Here is a 13,733-nt window from a genome sequence, read left to right as displayed (position 1 = left end):
ACGTTTTCGGGCACGCGCATAAAAAAGAGAGGCCGGGATGTACATCTATCGCTTGGTCCTGCTTTTGGTAGTGGGGATTTACCTGTTTTCCCCGGCCATCATGGATTGGTGGATCGACGCCACTGGCGCCTGGTATCGCCCTTATCTGCTCTGGCTGATTCTGATCGTCGTGACTTTCATCCTGCAGAGCCAAAAAGATGCCGATGAGCTTTAGCCTGACCCAGATGATCCTGATCAGTGCCGCGTACCTCGCGGTGCTGTTCGGTGTGGCCTGGATCAGTGAACGGGGCATGATCCCCCGGGCGATCATTCGCCACCCGCTGACTTACACCCTGTCACTGGGCGTCTACGCCAGTGCCTGGGCGTTTTACGGCACCGTGGGCCTGGCCTATCAGTACGGCTACGGTTTTCTGTCCAGCTACCTGGGCGTTTCCGGGGCATTCCTGCTGGCGCCGGTGCTGCTCTACCCGATCCTGAAGATCACCCGTACTTATCAACTGTCGTCGCTGGCGGACCTGTTTGCCTTCCGCTTCCGCAGCACCTGGGCCGGAGCGCTGACCACGATTTTCATGCTGATCGGCGTATTGCCGCTTCTGGCCTTGCAGATTCAGGCGGTCGCCGACTCCATCGGCATCCTCACTCGCGAGCCGGTGCAGCATCGCGTGGCCCTGAGCTTCTGCGCATTGATTACGCTGTTCACGATTTTCTTCGGCTCCCGCCACATTGCCACCCGCGAAAAGCATGAAGGCCTAGTGTTCGCAATTGCCTTCGAGTCGGTGATCAAGCTGATCGCCCTCGGCGGTGTCGGGCTGTATGCGCTTTACGGCGTGTTCGACGGCCCGCAACAGCTTGAGCTTTGGCTGCTGCAAAACCAGACCGCGCTCGCTGCCCTGCACACGCCTTTGCAGGAAGGCCCGTGGCGTACGCTGTTGCTGGTGTTCTTCGCCTCGGCGATCGTGATGCCGCACATGTATCACATGACCTTTACCGAGAACCTCAACCCGCGTTCGCTGGTCAGTGCGAGCTGGGGCCTGCCGCTGTTCCTGCTGCTGATGAGCCTGGCGGTGCCGCTGATTCTCTGGGCCGGCTTGAAACTGGGCGCTACCACCAATCCGGAATACTTCACCCTGGGCATCGGCATCGCCGCCAACAGCAAGGCTTTGGCGTTGCTGGCCTATGTCGGCGGGCTGTCTGCCGCCAGCGGCCTGATCATTGTCACCACGCTGGCGCTGTCCGGGATGGCCTTGAACCATCTGGTGCTGCCGCTTTATCAGCCACCAGCCGAAGGCAACATCTACCGCTGGCTGAAGTGGACCCGCCGGGCGCTGATTGTCGCGATCATCATGGCCGGCTACGGCTTCTACCTGATGCTCGGTGCCGAGCAGGACCTGGCCAACCTCGGCATCGTCGCTTTCGTCGCCACGTTGCAGTTCCTGCCGGGCGTGCTCTCGGTCCTGTATTGGCCGACCGCCAACCGTCGCGGCTTCATCGCCGGCTTGCTGGCGGGGATACTGGTGTGGCTGGTGACCATGTTGTTGCCGCTGGTTGGCAACCTGCAAGGCTTCTACATTCCGCTGCTGAACATGATCTATGTGCTGGACGACACCAGTTGGCACATGGCGGCGATTGCCTCGCTGGCAGCCAACGTGCTGATGTTTACCCTGATCTCGCTGTTCACCAACGCCAGCACCGAAGAGGCCAGCGCCGCCGAAGCCTGCGCCGTGGACAACGTGCGCCGCCCGCAACGCCGGGAACTGCACGCCGCCTCGCCCCAGGAATTCGCCACGCAACTGGCCAAGCCGCTGGGTGCAAAAGCGGCACAGAAAGAAGTCGAGCAGGCCCTGCGCGATCTCTATCTGCCATTCGACGAGCGCCGACCGTATGCCCTGCGCCGCTTGCGTGACCGCATCGAAGCCAACCTCTCCGGCCTGATGGGCCCGAGCGTGGCCCAGGACATGGTCGAAACCTTCCTGCCGTACAAGGCTGGCGGTGAAAACTACGTTACCGAAGACATTCACTTCATCGAAAGTCGCCTCGAGGACTACCACTCGCGCCTGACCGGCCTGGCCGCCGAACTCGATGCCCTGCGCCGCTACCACCGCCAGACCCTGCAGGAATTGCCGATGGGCGTGTGCTCACTGGCCAAGGATCAGGAAATCCTCATGTGGAACAAGGCCATGGAGGAACTGACCGGCATCGCCGCGCAGCGCGTGGTCGGTTCGCGCCTGAGCACCATTGCCGATCCATGGAAAGAACTGCTGCAAGGCTTCATCAATCTGCCGGACGAACACTTGCACAAACAGCATCTGGCCCTCGACGGCCAGACCCGCTGGCTGAACCTGCACAAAGCGGCGATCGACGAGCCCCTCGCGCCGGGCAACAGTGGCCTGGTGTTGCTGGTGGAAGACTTGACCGAAACCCAGATGCTCGAGGACAAACTGGTGCACTCCGAGCGCCTGGCCAGCATCGGTCGCCTGGCGGCCGGCGTGGCCCATGAAATCGGCAACCCGATCACCGGTATCGCGTGCCTGGCGCAGAATCTGCGCGAAGAACGTGAAGAAGACGGCGAGCTGAAGGAAATCAGCGGGCAGATTCTCGAACAGACCAAACGCGTATCGCGCATTGTCCAGTCGCTGATGAGCTTTGCCCATGCCGGCAGCCATCAGCACAGCGACGAGCCCGTCTGTCTGGCCGAAGTGGCTCAGGATGCCATCGGCCTGCTGGCCCTGAACCGACGCAATTTCGAAGTGCAGTTCTACAACCTGTGCGACCCCGAACACTGGGTCGAAGGCGACCCGCAACGGCTGGCCCAGGTATTGATCAATCTGCTTTCAAACGCCCGTGACGCCTCGCCTCCCGGCAGTGCGGTACGGGTCAAGAGCGAAGCCGGCGAACACACGGTCGATCTGATCGTGGAAGACGAAGGCAGCGGTATTCCGTCGAGCATCATGGACCGATTGTTCGAACCTTTCTTCACCACCAAGGACCCTGGCGAAGGCACCGGTCTGGGCCTTGCACTGGTCTATTCCATCGTTGAAGAGCATTATGGACAAATCACCATCGACAGCCCGGCTGATGTTCAAAGCCAACGCGGCACCCGAATCAGGGTTACCTTGCCGCGTCATGTCGAAGCGACGTCCGCTGTGAACTGAGACCGTCGAGAGTATCGAATCAATGCCGCACATTTTGATCGTCGAAGACGAAACCATCATCCGCTCCGCCTTGCGCCGCCTGCTGGAACGTAACCAGTACCAGGTCAGCGAAGCCGGTTCAGTGCAGGAAGCACAAGAACGCTTCACCATTCCCTCGTTCGATCTGATCGTCAGTGACCTGCGCCTGCCGGGCGCGCCTGGCACGGAGTTGATCAAGCTCGCCCAGGGCACGCCGGTGCTGATCATGACCAGCTATGCCAGCCTGCGCTCGGCGGTCGATTCGATGAAAATGGGCGCGGTGGATTACATTGCCAAGCCATTCGACCACGACGAAATGCTGCAAGCCGCCGCACGAATCCTGCGTGACCGACAAACGGCACAAGCCGGTGGTGAAGCGGTTGCCGGCAAAGCCGCCAACGGCGCGGTGAAATCCGGTACCGACAACAGCAACGGTGAAATCGGCATTATTGGCTCGTGCCCACCGATGCAGGACCTGTACGGCAAGATCCGCAAAGTCGCGCCGACCGACTCCAACGTTCTGATCCAGGGCGAATCGGGTACCGGTAAAGAACTGGTGGCGCGCGCCCTGCACAACCTGTCCAAACGCGCCAAGGCACCAATGATATCGGTGAACTGCGCGGCCATTCCTGAAAGCCTGATCGAATCCGAACTGTTCGGCCACGAAAAAGGCGCATTTACCGGCGCCAGCGCCGGGCGCGCCGGCCTGGTGGAAGCAGCGGACGGCGGCACCTTGTTCCTCGACGAAATCGGTGAACTGCCACTGGAAGCCCAGGCTCGCTTGCTGCGCGTATTGCAAGAAGGCGAAATTCGTCGCGTTGGCTCGGTGCAGTCGCAAAAAGTCGATGTGCGCCTGATCGCCGCGACACACCGCGACCTCAAGAGCCTGGCAAAGATCGGCCAGTTCCGCGAAGACTTGTATTACCGCCTCCACGTTATCGCGCTGAAACTGCCAGCCCTGCGCGAACGCGGTGCAGACGTCAACGAAATCGCCAACGCCTTCCTGGCGCGGCAAAGTGCGCGAATCAACCGCACCGACCTGAAGTTCGCCGCGGATGCCGAGCAAGCCATTCGTCACTACTCCTGGCCGGGCAACGTTCGTGAACTGGAAAACGCCGTCGAGCGCGCCGTTATCCTGTGCGAAAGCCCGGAAATTTCCGCCGAGCTGCTGGGCATCGACATCGAACTGGGCGACCTGGAAGACGACGAGTTCATTGGCCTGCCGCCACAACAGGGCAACGGCAACGCCAGTAACAGCAACCACGAACCGACCGAAGACCTCTCCCTGGAAGACTACTTTCAGCATTTCGTCCTCGAGCATCAGGACCACATGACCGAAACCGAGCTGGCCCGCAAGCTCGGGGTCAGCCGCAAATGCCTGTGGGAGCGCCGTCAGCGCCTGGGCATCCCGCGGCGCAAGACCGGGGTGGCCAGCGAAAGCTGAACCTCACCTGTCTCATGTGCGGGTAACACGTGACTTTCTGAAAAAACTGTTACCTCAGCTTTTTCACGTAACAGAAGCCGGGGCTTACGGTAACGAAGCCCCGGCTTTTTTTGGCCCTCGAAATGCCTGCCGACCGGCCTAACCCCTTGTTTTATTGGGTTTCGCAAAAGTTGGCACGCACCCTGCTATATGTTTGGTACAAGAACAATAACAAGCAATGCACAAGACAATAAAAATAAGACGAATCGACTCACGCACAATAAAAACAAGACGGCGAGAGGCGCAGCTAACTGATTCTTTTGGAGAGGCGTTGTATTTGGGGCTTGCCCCACGACCAGGCCGAGAACAACAAAAACTGTCTTAAGACAGAGCCTGTACTGGTTGGATCGAAAGATCACTGCAATTCAGCGACCAAAGCAATCCGTTTGCTCTTGACTCCCGATTGGGAGGGTCATGAAGGAAAGCTTCATGGCGAGGGCACTCAACAAAAACAAGAAGCCCGAAACCAAAAATAAAAATAGAGCATGCAACTACTTCTTGGGGAGCTTCGGCTCCCCTTGTGGTTTCCGCGATTCGCAAATCCCCGCAAATCGGCTCGCTCGGGCCTTGAAGCCTGCGGCCTACAGCTCATATCTGCTGTGTCCTACACCATCCCCCGACTAAATGCTAGAATCCCCGCCCATCATGCGGTCATTCTTCTGTTATGGCCGAATATTCCTTCAAACAGTGCATCCCATGCTGAAGAAGCTGTTCCAGTCATTCCGTACTCCCAAGCGTCCTACGCAACACATTCGCAGCACGCCTGAAGTGCTCAACAGCGGCCAACACTCGCTGCAGAAGGCGCAATTCAGCCGTTACGCGGTGAATATCGTTGAACGCCTGCAGAGCGCCGGTTATCAGGCTTACCTGGTGGGCGGTTGCGTGCGCGACATGCTGCTGGGTATCACACCGAAAGATTTCGACGTTGCCACCAGCGCCACACCGGAACAGGTACGGGCCGAATTCCGTAACGCGCGAATCATCGGGCGCCGGTTCAAGCTGGTGCACATCCACTTTGGCCGCGAAATCATCGAAGTCGCGACCTTCCGTGCCAATCACCCGCAAAACGAAGACGAGGAAGACAGCAATCAGTCTTCGCGCAACGAAAGCGGGCGCATCTTGCGCGATAACGTTTACGGCACTCTGGAAGAAGACGCGCAACGTCGCGACTTCACCATCAATGCCTTGTATTACGATCCGGTCAGCGAACGCATCCTCGACTACGCCAACGGCGTACACGACATCCGTAATCACCTGATCCGCCTGATCGGCGATCCGACGCAACGCTACCAGGAAGACCCGGTACGGATGCTGCGGGCCGTGCGTTTCGCCGCCAAGCTGAACTTCGGCATCGAAAAACACAGCGCCCTGCCGATCCGCGGCCTGGCGCCGATGCTGCGCGAGATCCCGTCGGCCCGCCTGTTCGAAGAGGTGCTCAAGCTGTTCCTCTCCGGCCATGCCGCCGATACGTTTGAGATGCTGGTCGACCTGCAGTTGTTCGATCCACTGTTCCCAGCCAGCGCCGAAGCACTGGAATACAACCCGACGTACACCCACACCCTGATCAGCGAAGCCCTGATCAATACCGACCTGCGGATCAAGCAGAACAAACCGGTCACCCCGGCGTTCCTGTTTGCAGCCCTGCTCTGGCCTGCCCTGCCGGCCCGCGTCCTGCGCCTGCAGGAGCGTGGCATGCCGCCGATTCCGGCAATGCAGGAAGCGGCGCACGAGCTGATTGCCGAACAGTGCCAGCGCATCGCGATTCCGAAACGCTTCACCATGCCGATCCGCGAGATCTGGGACATGCAGGAACGCCTGCCCCGCCGCAGCGGCAAGCGTGCCGATCTGCTGCTGGACAACCCGCGTTTCCGCGCTGGCTACGACTTCCTGCTGCTACGCGAAAGCGCCGGCGAGCAGACCGATGGCCTGGGCGAATGGTGGACGGACTATCAGGACGCCAACGAAAGTGAGCGCCGCGACATGATTCGCGACCTCAGCGGCAAGGACGAAGGCACCGGCGCGCCGCGCAAGCGTCGCCGCAGCGGTGGTTCCAAGCGCAAACGCGCCGCCGGCGCTTCGAGCACCACGGGCGAGTAATCCATGGAACGCATCTACATCGGCATGGGCAGCAACCTGGCTGACCCCGCCGAACAATTGCGCAGCGCCGTCGAGGCGCTGGCGCATTTGCCGCAAACGGCGCTGGTCGGAGTTTCTGCGTTTTATCAAAGTGACTCACTGCTTCCCGGACAACCGCGCTACACCAATGCGGTGGCCGCTCTCGACAGCACGCTGGCGCCGCTTGAACTGCTGGATGCTTTGCAGGCCATCGAAAACGGCCAGGGTCGCGAGCGCCTTGAGCGCTGGGGACCGCGCACGCTGGACCTCGACATCTTGCTGTTCGGTGATCGCCTGATCGACGAACCGCGCCTCAAGGTTCCCCATTACCACATGCAGGAACGGGCCTTTGTGTTGTATCCGCTGGCGGAATTGGCACCTGCGGATCTGCGCCTGGCCGATGGCCGGACCTTGGCCGAACTGCTCAAGACATGCCCGTTCGTCGGCCTGGAACGCCTGCCCCAAAATTGACCCGCTCCCACATTGGTTTTGTGTCGCGCACAAGATCTGCTGCTGAATCGCATCAGTTACCCCGGTAACACCCTACCCGTAACAATGCGGTAACACACGCAATTGACTTCCCTCGTTCTCCTCACGACTATAGGCGTCCCGCTGCCGCCAACACGGCGTTCAAGGGCGCAATCCAGGCCTTAAAAGCACGACGAAAGAGCGTGCGCCTGTATTTAACGAAGAATCACGCGCGTTACTCGCAGTAGTTTCCACAGCGCCTGAATGAGGAACTTTTCATGCCAGCCATCACCCTGACCACCCTGCAAGGTCTGAAGCAAAAAGGTGAAAAGATCACCATGCTGACCTGCTACGACGCGACCTTCGCCCATGCCTGCAATCAGGCCGGCGTCGAAGTGCTGCTGGTGGGCGACTCCCTCGGCATGGTTTTGCAGGGACACGACAGCACCTTGCCTGTCACCACCGCAGAAATGGCTTACCACGTGGCTGCCGTCAAACGCGGTAACAGCGATGCCTTGATTCTCGCCGACCTGCCTTTCATGGCCTACGCCACTACCGAGCAAGCCATGACCAACAGCGCCCTGTTGATGCAGGCCGGCGCGCACATGGTCAAGGTTGAAGGAGCGTTGTGGCTGGCCGATTCGATCCGCCTGCTGGCCGAGCGCGGCATCCCTGTCTGCGCGCACATGGGCCTGACGCCGCAATCGGTGAATATCCTTGGCGGCTACAAGGTCCAGGGTCGCAATGAAAACCAGGCGCGGCAGATGCGTGCCGACGCGATCGCCCTGGAACAGGCTGGCGCGGCAATGCTGCTGCTCGAGTGCGTCCCGAGCGAACTGGCGGAAGAAATCACCCAGGCGGTGAAGATTCCGGTGATTGGTATTGGCGCCGGCAATCGCACCGACGGCCAGGTGCTGGTTCTGCACGACATGCTGGGGCTGTCCATTACCGGCCGCATGCCAAAATTCGTAAAAAATTTCATGACTGGCCAAACCAGCATTGAAGCTGCACTGAATGCCTACGTGACTGAAGTCAAAGCGGCGACCTTCCCTGGGATCGAACACGGATTCTCTGCATGAACACCGTAAAAACCGTACGCGAACTGCGGGCCGCCGTGGCCCGTGCCCGTAGCGAAGGCAAGCGCATCGCCTTCGTGCCGACCATGGGCAACCTGCACAGCGGCCACGTGGCGTTGGTGACCAAAGCCTCCCAGCGGGCGGACTTCGTGGTTGCGAGCGTTTTCGTCAACCCGCTGCAATTCGGTGCTGGCGAAGACCTCGACAAATACCCGCGCACCCTCGCCGCCGACCAGGAAAAACTACTCCAGGCCGGTTGCCATTTGTTGTTTGCCCCCACTGTTGAAGAAATGTATCCCGACGGCATGGCCGGCCAGACCCGCGTCAGCGTCCCGCAATTGTCCGAGGGCCTGTGTGGCGCCAGCCGGCCGGGGCATTTCGAAGGCGTGGCGACGGTGGTCAGCAAGCTGTTCAACATGGTCCAGCCGGACCTGGCGATTTTCGGCGAGAAAGACTTCCAGCAACTGGCGGTGATTCGCGCGCTGGTACATGACCTGAACATGCCGATCCAGATCATCGGTGAGCCCACTGTTCGCGCAACCGATGGCCTGGCGCTGTCGTCGCGCAACGGTTTTCTCAACGAAGAGCAACGTGCTGTCGCACCGGTGGTCTATCGCACGCTGAAAGCGATCGGCGAGGCGATCAAGCAGGGTGAACGCGACTACCCGGCGCTGATCGGCACGCAGATCAAACAGCTCGAAACAGCCGGCCTGCGCCCTGACTATCTGGAAATCCGCCATGCTCTGACCCTGCGCCCGGCGACGGCGCAGGATCGTGACCTGGTGATTCTGGTGGCGGCGTTCCTCGGTACGACGCGGTTGATCGACAACCTGCACCTGAACCTCGAAGCGCCAAACTAAACACCGAAAAACCCTGTAGGAGCGAGCTTGCTCCGGGCGGCGATCCGACGATAGCGGACTGTCAGACAACACACCTGTTGAATGTCAGGCCCTCATCGCGAGCAAGCTCGCTCCCACAGAGGGCCGCTGCGCCCGAACAGACTGTATTGCCGCCCGCAACCCCTTCGGGCAAACTGCCCGCCGTTCGATTCCGACCTGGGAAATACTCATGCACGCCATCATGCTCAAAGCCAAGCTGCATCGCGCCGAAGTCACCCACGCTGTACTCGATTACGAAGGCTCCTGCGCCATCGACGGTGAATGGCTGGACCTGTCCGGCATCCGTGAGTACGAACAGATCCAGATCTACAACGTCGACAACGGCGAGCGCTTCACCACCTACGCCATTCGTGGCGAAGAAGGTTCGCGCATGATCTCGGTCAACGGCGCCGCCGCGCACAAGGCCAAGGTCGGTGATCGCGTAATCATCTGCGCTTACGCTCATTACAGTGAAGCCGAACTGCTCAACTTCAAGCCGCGCATGCTCTACATGGCGCCGGGCAATGAGCTGAGCCACACCAGCAACGCCATTCCGGTTCAGGTCGCCTGATCGAGCCGAAGCTCATATCCCTTCCGTTTGTCGGACCGTTCCCTGTTCGATGTACAAAAAAGTACCGGGAACGGGTCAGACAAAATCAAGACAGATCGCAGCGCGGGAGTTACTGTATTCGCCCTGCGCCGCAAAATCGTGTCGACGCAGTTGACCGGACGCTCACCCGCAGCGCTCCGGGCTTTTTAGTGTTCAAAAGGCCGTTCAAGTAAAAAGGAAACCCGCAGCGATGGCGTATTACCGCACTCCTCACGACGTTACCGCTCTGCCCGCCTGGCAAGCGCTGAATGACCACCGCCAAGCCATGCAGGATTTCAGCATGCGGGAGGCATTCAACGCCGACCCGCAGCGCTTTACTCAATTCACCCTCAGCAGCTGCGGTCTGTTTCTCGACTATTCGAAAAACCTGATCAACGCCGAGACCCGCAATCTGCTGGTGGGCCTGGCCAACGAAGTCGACCTCAAGGGCGCAATCAAATCGCTGTTCGACGGCGAAATCGTCAACGCTTCCGAGGGCCGTCCAGCCCTGCACACCGCCCTGCGCCGCCCGGTTGGCGACAAGCTGTCGGTCAACGGCGTCAACGTGATGCCGGAAGTGCACAAGGTGCTGAACCAGATCACCGACCTCGTCGGCCGTATCCACGATGGTCTGTGGCGCGGTTACACCGAGAAGCCGATCACCGACGTGGTGAACATCGGCATCGGCGGCTCGTTCCTCGGCCCTGAGCTGGTGTCCGAAGCGCTGCTGTCCTACGCCCAGAAAGGCGTGCGCTGTCATTACCTGGCGAACATCGACGGCAGCGAGTTCCACGAACTGACCATGAAGCTGCGCGCCGAGACCACGCTGTTCATCGTCTCGTCGAAATCCTTCAACACCCTCGAAACCCTGAAGAACGCCCAGGCTGCCCGTGCCTGGTACCTGGCCCAGGGTGGTTCGGAAGCCGAGCTGTATCGCCACTTCATCGCGGTATCGAGCAACAACGCCGCCGCGGTAGCGTTCGGCATCCGCGAAGAGAACATCTTCCCGATGTGGGACTGGGTCGGCGGACGCTACTCGCTGTGGTCGGCCATCGGTTTGCCGATTGCCCTGGCCATCGGCATGTCCAACTTCAAGGAATTGCTGTCCGGTGCCTACACCATGGACCAGCACTTCCAGAGCGCACCGTTCGAACAGAACATGCCAGTGCTGCTGGCCTTGCTCGGTGTGTGGTACGGCAACTTCTGGGGCGCGCAAAGCCACGCGATCCTGCCGTACGATCACTACCTGCGTAACATCACCAAGCACCTGCAACAGCTGGACATGGAATCCAACGGCAAGAGCGTGCGCCAGGACGGCAAGCCAGTGTCCACCGACACCGGGCCGGTGATCTGGGGCGGCGTTGGCTGCAACGGTCAGCACGCCTACCACCAGTTGCTGCACCAGGGCACCCAACTGATCCCGGCCGACTTCATCGTGCCGATCGTCAGCTTCAACCCGGTGTCCGACCACCACCAGTGGCTGTACGCCAACTGCCTGTCGCAGAGCCAGGCACTGATGCTCGGCAAGACCCTGCCTGAGGCCGAAGCCGAACTGCGCGACAAAGGCATGAGCGAAGACGATGTGCAAAAGCTCGCGCCGCACAAAGTGATCCCGGGCAACCGTCCGAGCAACACTCTGGTGGTCGAACGCATCAGCCCGCGTCGCCTCGGCGCTCTGGTGGCGATGTACGAACACAAAGTTTTCGTGCAAAGCGTGATCTGGGGCATCAATGCCTTCGACCAGTGGGGTGTGGAGCTGGGCAAAGAGCTGGGCAAAGGCGTTTGTCAGTCAACGTTGTTGTTGATTGACCCAACGCTTTCGCGAGCAGGCTCGCTCCCACAGTTGTTTTGCATCTGACTTGAACCCATTGACCTCTCGGCGCATCTTTATCTTTGTCGCAAAACAAGAATAAGGAACCGTCATGTTCGATATCAGCACGTTCCCCAAAGCCGATGCCGTCCGCCGGGCTGCACAATTGAGTCAAGACGACTATCAGCGCCTGTATCGCGAATCCGTCGAACACCCCAGCACTTTCTGGGCCGAACAGGCCACCCGCTTCCTCGACTGGAGCGCACCGTGGCAAACCGTCCAACGCTACGACCTGAAGACCGGTGAGGCCAGCTGGTTTGCCGGTGCGAAATTGAACGTCAGCTACAACTGCATCGACCGGCACCTGGAAAAACGCGGCGATCAGGTCGCCATCATCTGGGAAGGCGACGACCCTGCCGACTCCACCTCCATTACCTACAAAAAACTGCATGAAAGCGTCTGCCGCCTGGCCAACGTGCTGAAAAGCCGTGGCGTGAAAAAAGGCGACCGCGTGTGCATCTACATGCCGATGATTCCCGAAGCGGCCTACGCCATGCTTGCCTGTACCCGCATCGGCGCGGTGCACTCGGTGGTGTTCGGCGGCTTCTCCCCGGACTCGTTGCGTGACCGTATTCTCGACGCCGACTGCCGCACCGTGATTACCGCGGACGAAGGCGTGCGAGGCGGCAAGGTCGTGCCGCTCAAGCAGAACGTCGACAAGGCGCTGCAAAGCTGCCCGAACGTGAGCACCGTGCTGGTGGTCGAGCGCACTAATGGGCCGGTGAACTGGATCGAAGGACGGGACATCAAGTATCAGCAGGCCCTGCGCGATGCCAGCGCCGATTGCCCACCCGAGCCAATGGACGCCGAAGACCCGCTGTTCATCCTCTACACCTCCGGCAGCACCGGCAAACCCAAAGGCGTGCTGCACACCACCGGCGGCTACCTGCTGCAAGCAGCGATGACTTTCAAGTACGTGCTGGACTACCGCGACGGTGAAGTCTTCTGGTGCACCGCCGACGTCGGCTGGGTCACTGGCCACAGCTACATCGTCTACGGTCCGCTGGCCAACGGTGCGACCACGCTGATCTTCGAAGGCGTGCCGAGCTACCCGAGTACCTCGCGCTTCTGGCAGGTGATCGACAAGCACAAAGTGAATATTTTCTACACCGCCCCGACGGCGCTGCGCGCGCTGATGCGTGAAGGTCCCGAACCGCTGAAACAAACATCCCGCGCCAGCATCAGGCTACTCGGTACGGTCGGCGAGCCGATCAATCCGGAAGCGTGGGAGTGGTACTTCCATGAGGTCGGCGAAGAGCGCTGCCCGATCGTCGATACCTGGTGGCAGACCGAAACCGGCGGCATCATGCTCAGCCCGCTGGTCAGTGCCCAGCGGATCAAACCCGGTTGTGCGACACAACCGATGTTCGGCGTGCAGCCGGTATTGCTCGACGAGCAGGGCAAGGAAATCAAAGGCGCCGGCAGCGGCGTACTCGCCTTAAAGTCCAGCTGGCCGGCGCAGATCCGCAGCGTCTACCGCGACCCGCAACGAATGGTCGACACCTATTTCAAACCCTACCCCGGCTACTACTTCACCGGCGACGGCGCACGGCGCGATGAAGACGGCGACTACTGGATCACCGGGCGCATCGACGATGTGATCAACGTGTCCGGCCACCGCATCGGCACCGCCGAAGTGGAAAGCGCCCTGGTGCTGCACGAGAGCATCGCCGAAGCCGCTGCAGTCGGTTACCCCCACGACATCAAGGGCCAGGGCATCTATGTCTTCGTCACGCCCATGAACGGCGTCGAAACCAACGATGAACTGAAGAAAGAATTGCTGGCCCTGGTCAGCCAGGAAATTGGCAGTTTCGCCAAACCGGACTTGATCCAGTGGGCGCCGGCCTTGCCGAAAACCCGCTCAGGCAAGATCATGCGGCGCATTCTGCGCAAGATCGCCTGCAATGAACTCGACAGCCTGGGTGATACTTCGACCCTGGCCGACCCGAGCGTGGTGCAGGGCCTGATCGACAAACGCTTGAATCAATAACGTACTGGCCTTTGCAGGAGCGAGCCTGCTCGCGATGAACTCAAGCGCGCCGCGTACATTCAGGAGAAACGCGTTACCGTTGAAGTCCATCGCG

Annotated in this window: 10 protein-coding genes; all 10 read left to right on the top strand. The window is 60.2% G+C overall.

The window, feature by feature from the left end:
- Nucleotides 1-37: 37 nt before the first annotated feature.
- The 10 genes from AC1D1M_RS19395 (at nt 38) to acs (ending at nt 13,639) form a co-directional block, all read left to right on the top strand.
- Complete coding sequence (locus AC1D1M_RS19395) at nt 38-214, top strand: hypothetical protein (protein WP_003176118.1); 177 nt, start codon at nt 38-40, stop codon at nt 212-214.
- Nucleotides 198-3,152, top strand: coding sequence for a sensor histidine kinase (locus tag AC1D1M_RS19390; RefSeq protein WP_165798740.1), 2,955 nt, complete (start codon nt 198-200; stop codon nt 3,150-3,152). Before AC1D1M_RS19395 ends, AC1D1M_RS19390 begins: the two co-directional genes overlap by 17 nt.
- A 22-nt stretch (nt 3,153-3,174) precedes the next feature.
- Nucleotides 3,175-4,614, top strand: coding sequence for a sigma-54-dependent transcriptional regulator (locus AC1D1M_RS19385; RefSeq protein WP_477776863.1), 1,440 nt, complete (start codon nt 3,175-3,177; stop codon nt 4,612-4,614).
- A 735-nt stretch (nt 4,615-5,349) separates the two neighbouring features.
- Nucleotides 5,350-6,750 (top strand): polynucleotide adenylyltransferase PcnB, encoded by a 1,401-nt coding sequence (locus AC1D1M_RS19380; protein WP_347909088.1) that lies wholly within the window; start codon nt 5,350-5,352, stop codon nt 6,748-6,750.
- A 3-nt stretch (nt 6,751-6,753) separates the two neighbouring features.
- On the top strand, nt 6,754-7,239 hold the full coding sequence (folK, locus tag AC1D1M_RS19375) for a 2-amino-4-hydroxy-6-hydroxymethyldihydropteridine diphosphokinase (protein WP_477776862.1): 486 nt from the start codon (nt 6,754-6,756) through the stop codon (nt 7,237-7,239).
- Nucleotides 7,240-7,514: 275 nt separating this feature from the next.
- Nucleotides 7,515-8,315: a 3-methyl-2-oxobutanoate hydroxymethyltransferase gene (panB, locus tag AC1D1M_RS19370; RefSeq protein WP_015096862.1), complete on the top strand. Its 801-nt coding sequence runs from the start codon at nt 7,515-7,517 to the stop codon at nt 8,313-8,315.
- The gene (panC, locus tag AC1D1M_RS19365) at nt 8,312-9,172 is read left to right on the top strand and encodes a pantoate--beta-alanine ligase (protein ID WP_477776861.1); all 861 of its coding nucleotides are present in this window, start codon (nt 8,312-8,314) and stop codon (nt 9,170-9,172) included. The genes panB and panC overlap by 4 nt, the downstream gene beginning before the upstream one ends.
- A 208-nt stretch (nt 9,173-9,380) precedes the next feature.
- A complete protein-coding gene (panD, locus tag AC1D1M_RS19360) occupies nt 9,381-9,761 on the top strand; it encodes an aspartate 1-decarboxylase (protein ID WP_003228271.1) in 381 nt (126 codons plus the stop codon).
- 229 nt (nt 9,762-9,990) lie between these two features.
- Complete coding sequence (pgi, locus tag AC1D1M_RS19355; protein WP_477776860.1) at nt 9,991-11,637, top strand: glucose-6-phosphate isomerase; 1,647 nt, start codon at nt 9,991-9,993, stop codon at nt 11,635-11,637.
- Nucleotides 11,638-11,701: 64 nt separating this feature from the next.
- Nucleotides 11,702-13,639, top strand: coding sequence for an acetate--CoA ligase (gene acs / locus AC1D1M_RS19350; protein WP_477776859.1), 1,938 nt, complete (start codon nt 11,702-11,704; stop codon nt 13,637-13,639).
- The last annotated feature ends 94 nt before the right edge of the window (nt 13,640-13,733 follow it).

Source organism: Pseudomonas sp. P1_F7 (assembly GCF_056405655.1).
The sequence above is the reverse complement of the archived record's forward strand: the minus strand, read 5'-3'. Positions and strand labels throughout refer to the sequence as shown.

Bases quoted from the DNA above. Each gene is read 5' to 3' on its own strand.
- AC1D1M_RS19395 (WP_003176118.1), top strand. From the start codon at position 38: ATGTACATCTATCGCTTGGTCCTGCTTTTGGTAGTGGGGATTTACCTG.
- AC1D1M_RS19390 (WP_165798740.1), top strand. From the start codon at position 198: ATGCCGATGAGCTTTAGCCTGACCCAGATGATCCTGATCAGTGCCGCG.
- AC1D1M_RS19385 (WP_477776863.1), top strand. From the start codon at position 3,175: ATGCCGCACATTTTGATCGTCGAAGACGAAACCATCATCCGCTCCGCC.
- AC1D1M_RS19380 (WP_347909088.1), top strand. From the start codon at position 5,350: ATGCTGAAGAAGCTGTTCCAGTCATTCCGTACTCCCAAGCGTCCTACG.
- folK (WP_477776862.1), top strand. From the start codon at position 6,754: ATGGAACGCATCTACATCGGCATGGGCAGCAACCTGGCTGACCCCGCC.
- panB (WP_015096862.1), top strand. From the start codon at position 7,515: ATGCCAGCCATCACCCTGACCACCCTGCAAGGTCTGAAGCAAAAAGGT.
- panC (WP_477776861.1), top strand. From the start codon at position 8,312: ATGAACACCGTAAAAACCGTACGCGAACTGCGGGCCGCCGTGGCCCGT.
- panD (WP_003228271.1), top strand. From the start codon at position 9,381: ATGCACGCCATCATGCTCAAAGCCAAGCTGCATCGCGCCGAAGTCACC.
- pgi (WP_477776860.1), top strand. From the start codon at position 9,991: ATGGCGTATTACCGCACTCCTCACGACGTTACCGCTCTGCCCGCCTGG.
- acs (WP_477776859.1), top strand. From the start codon at position 11,702: ATGTTCGATATCAGCACGTTCCCCAAAGCCGATGCCGTCCGCCGGGCT.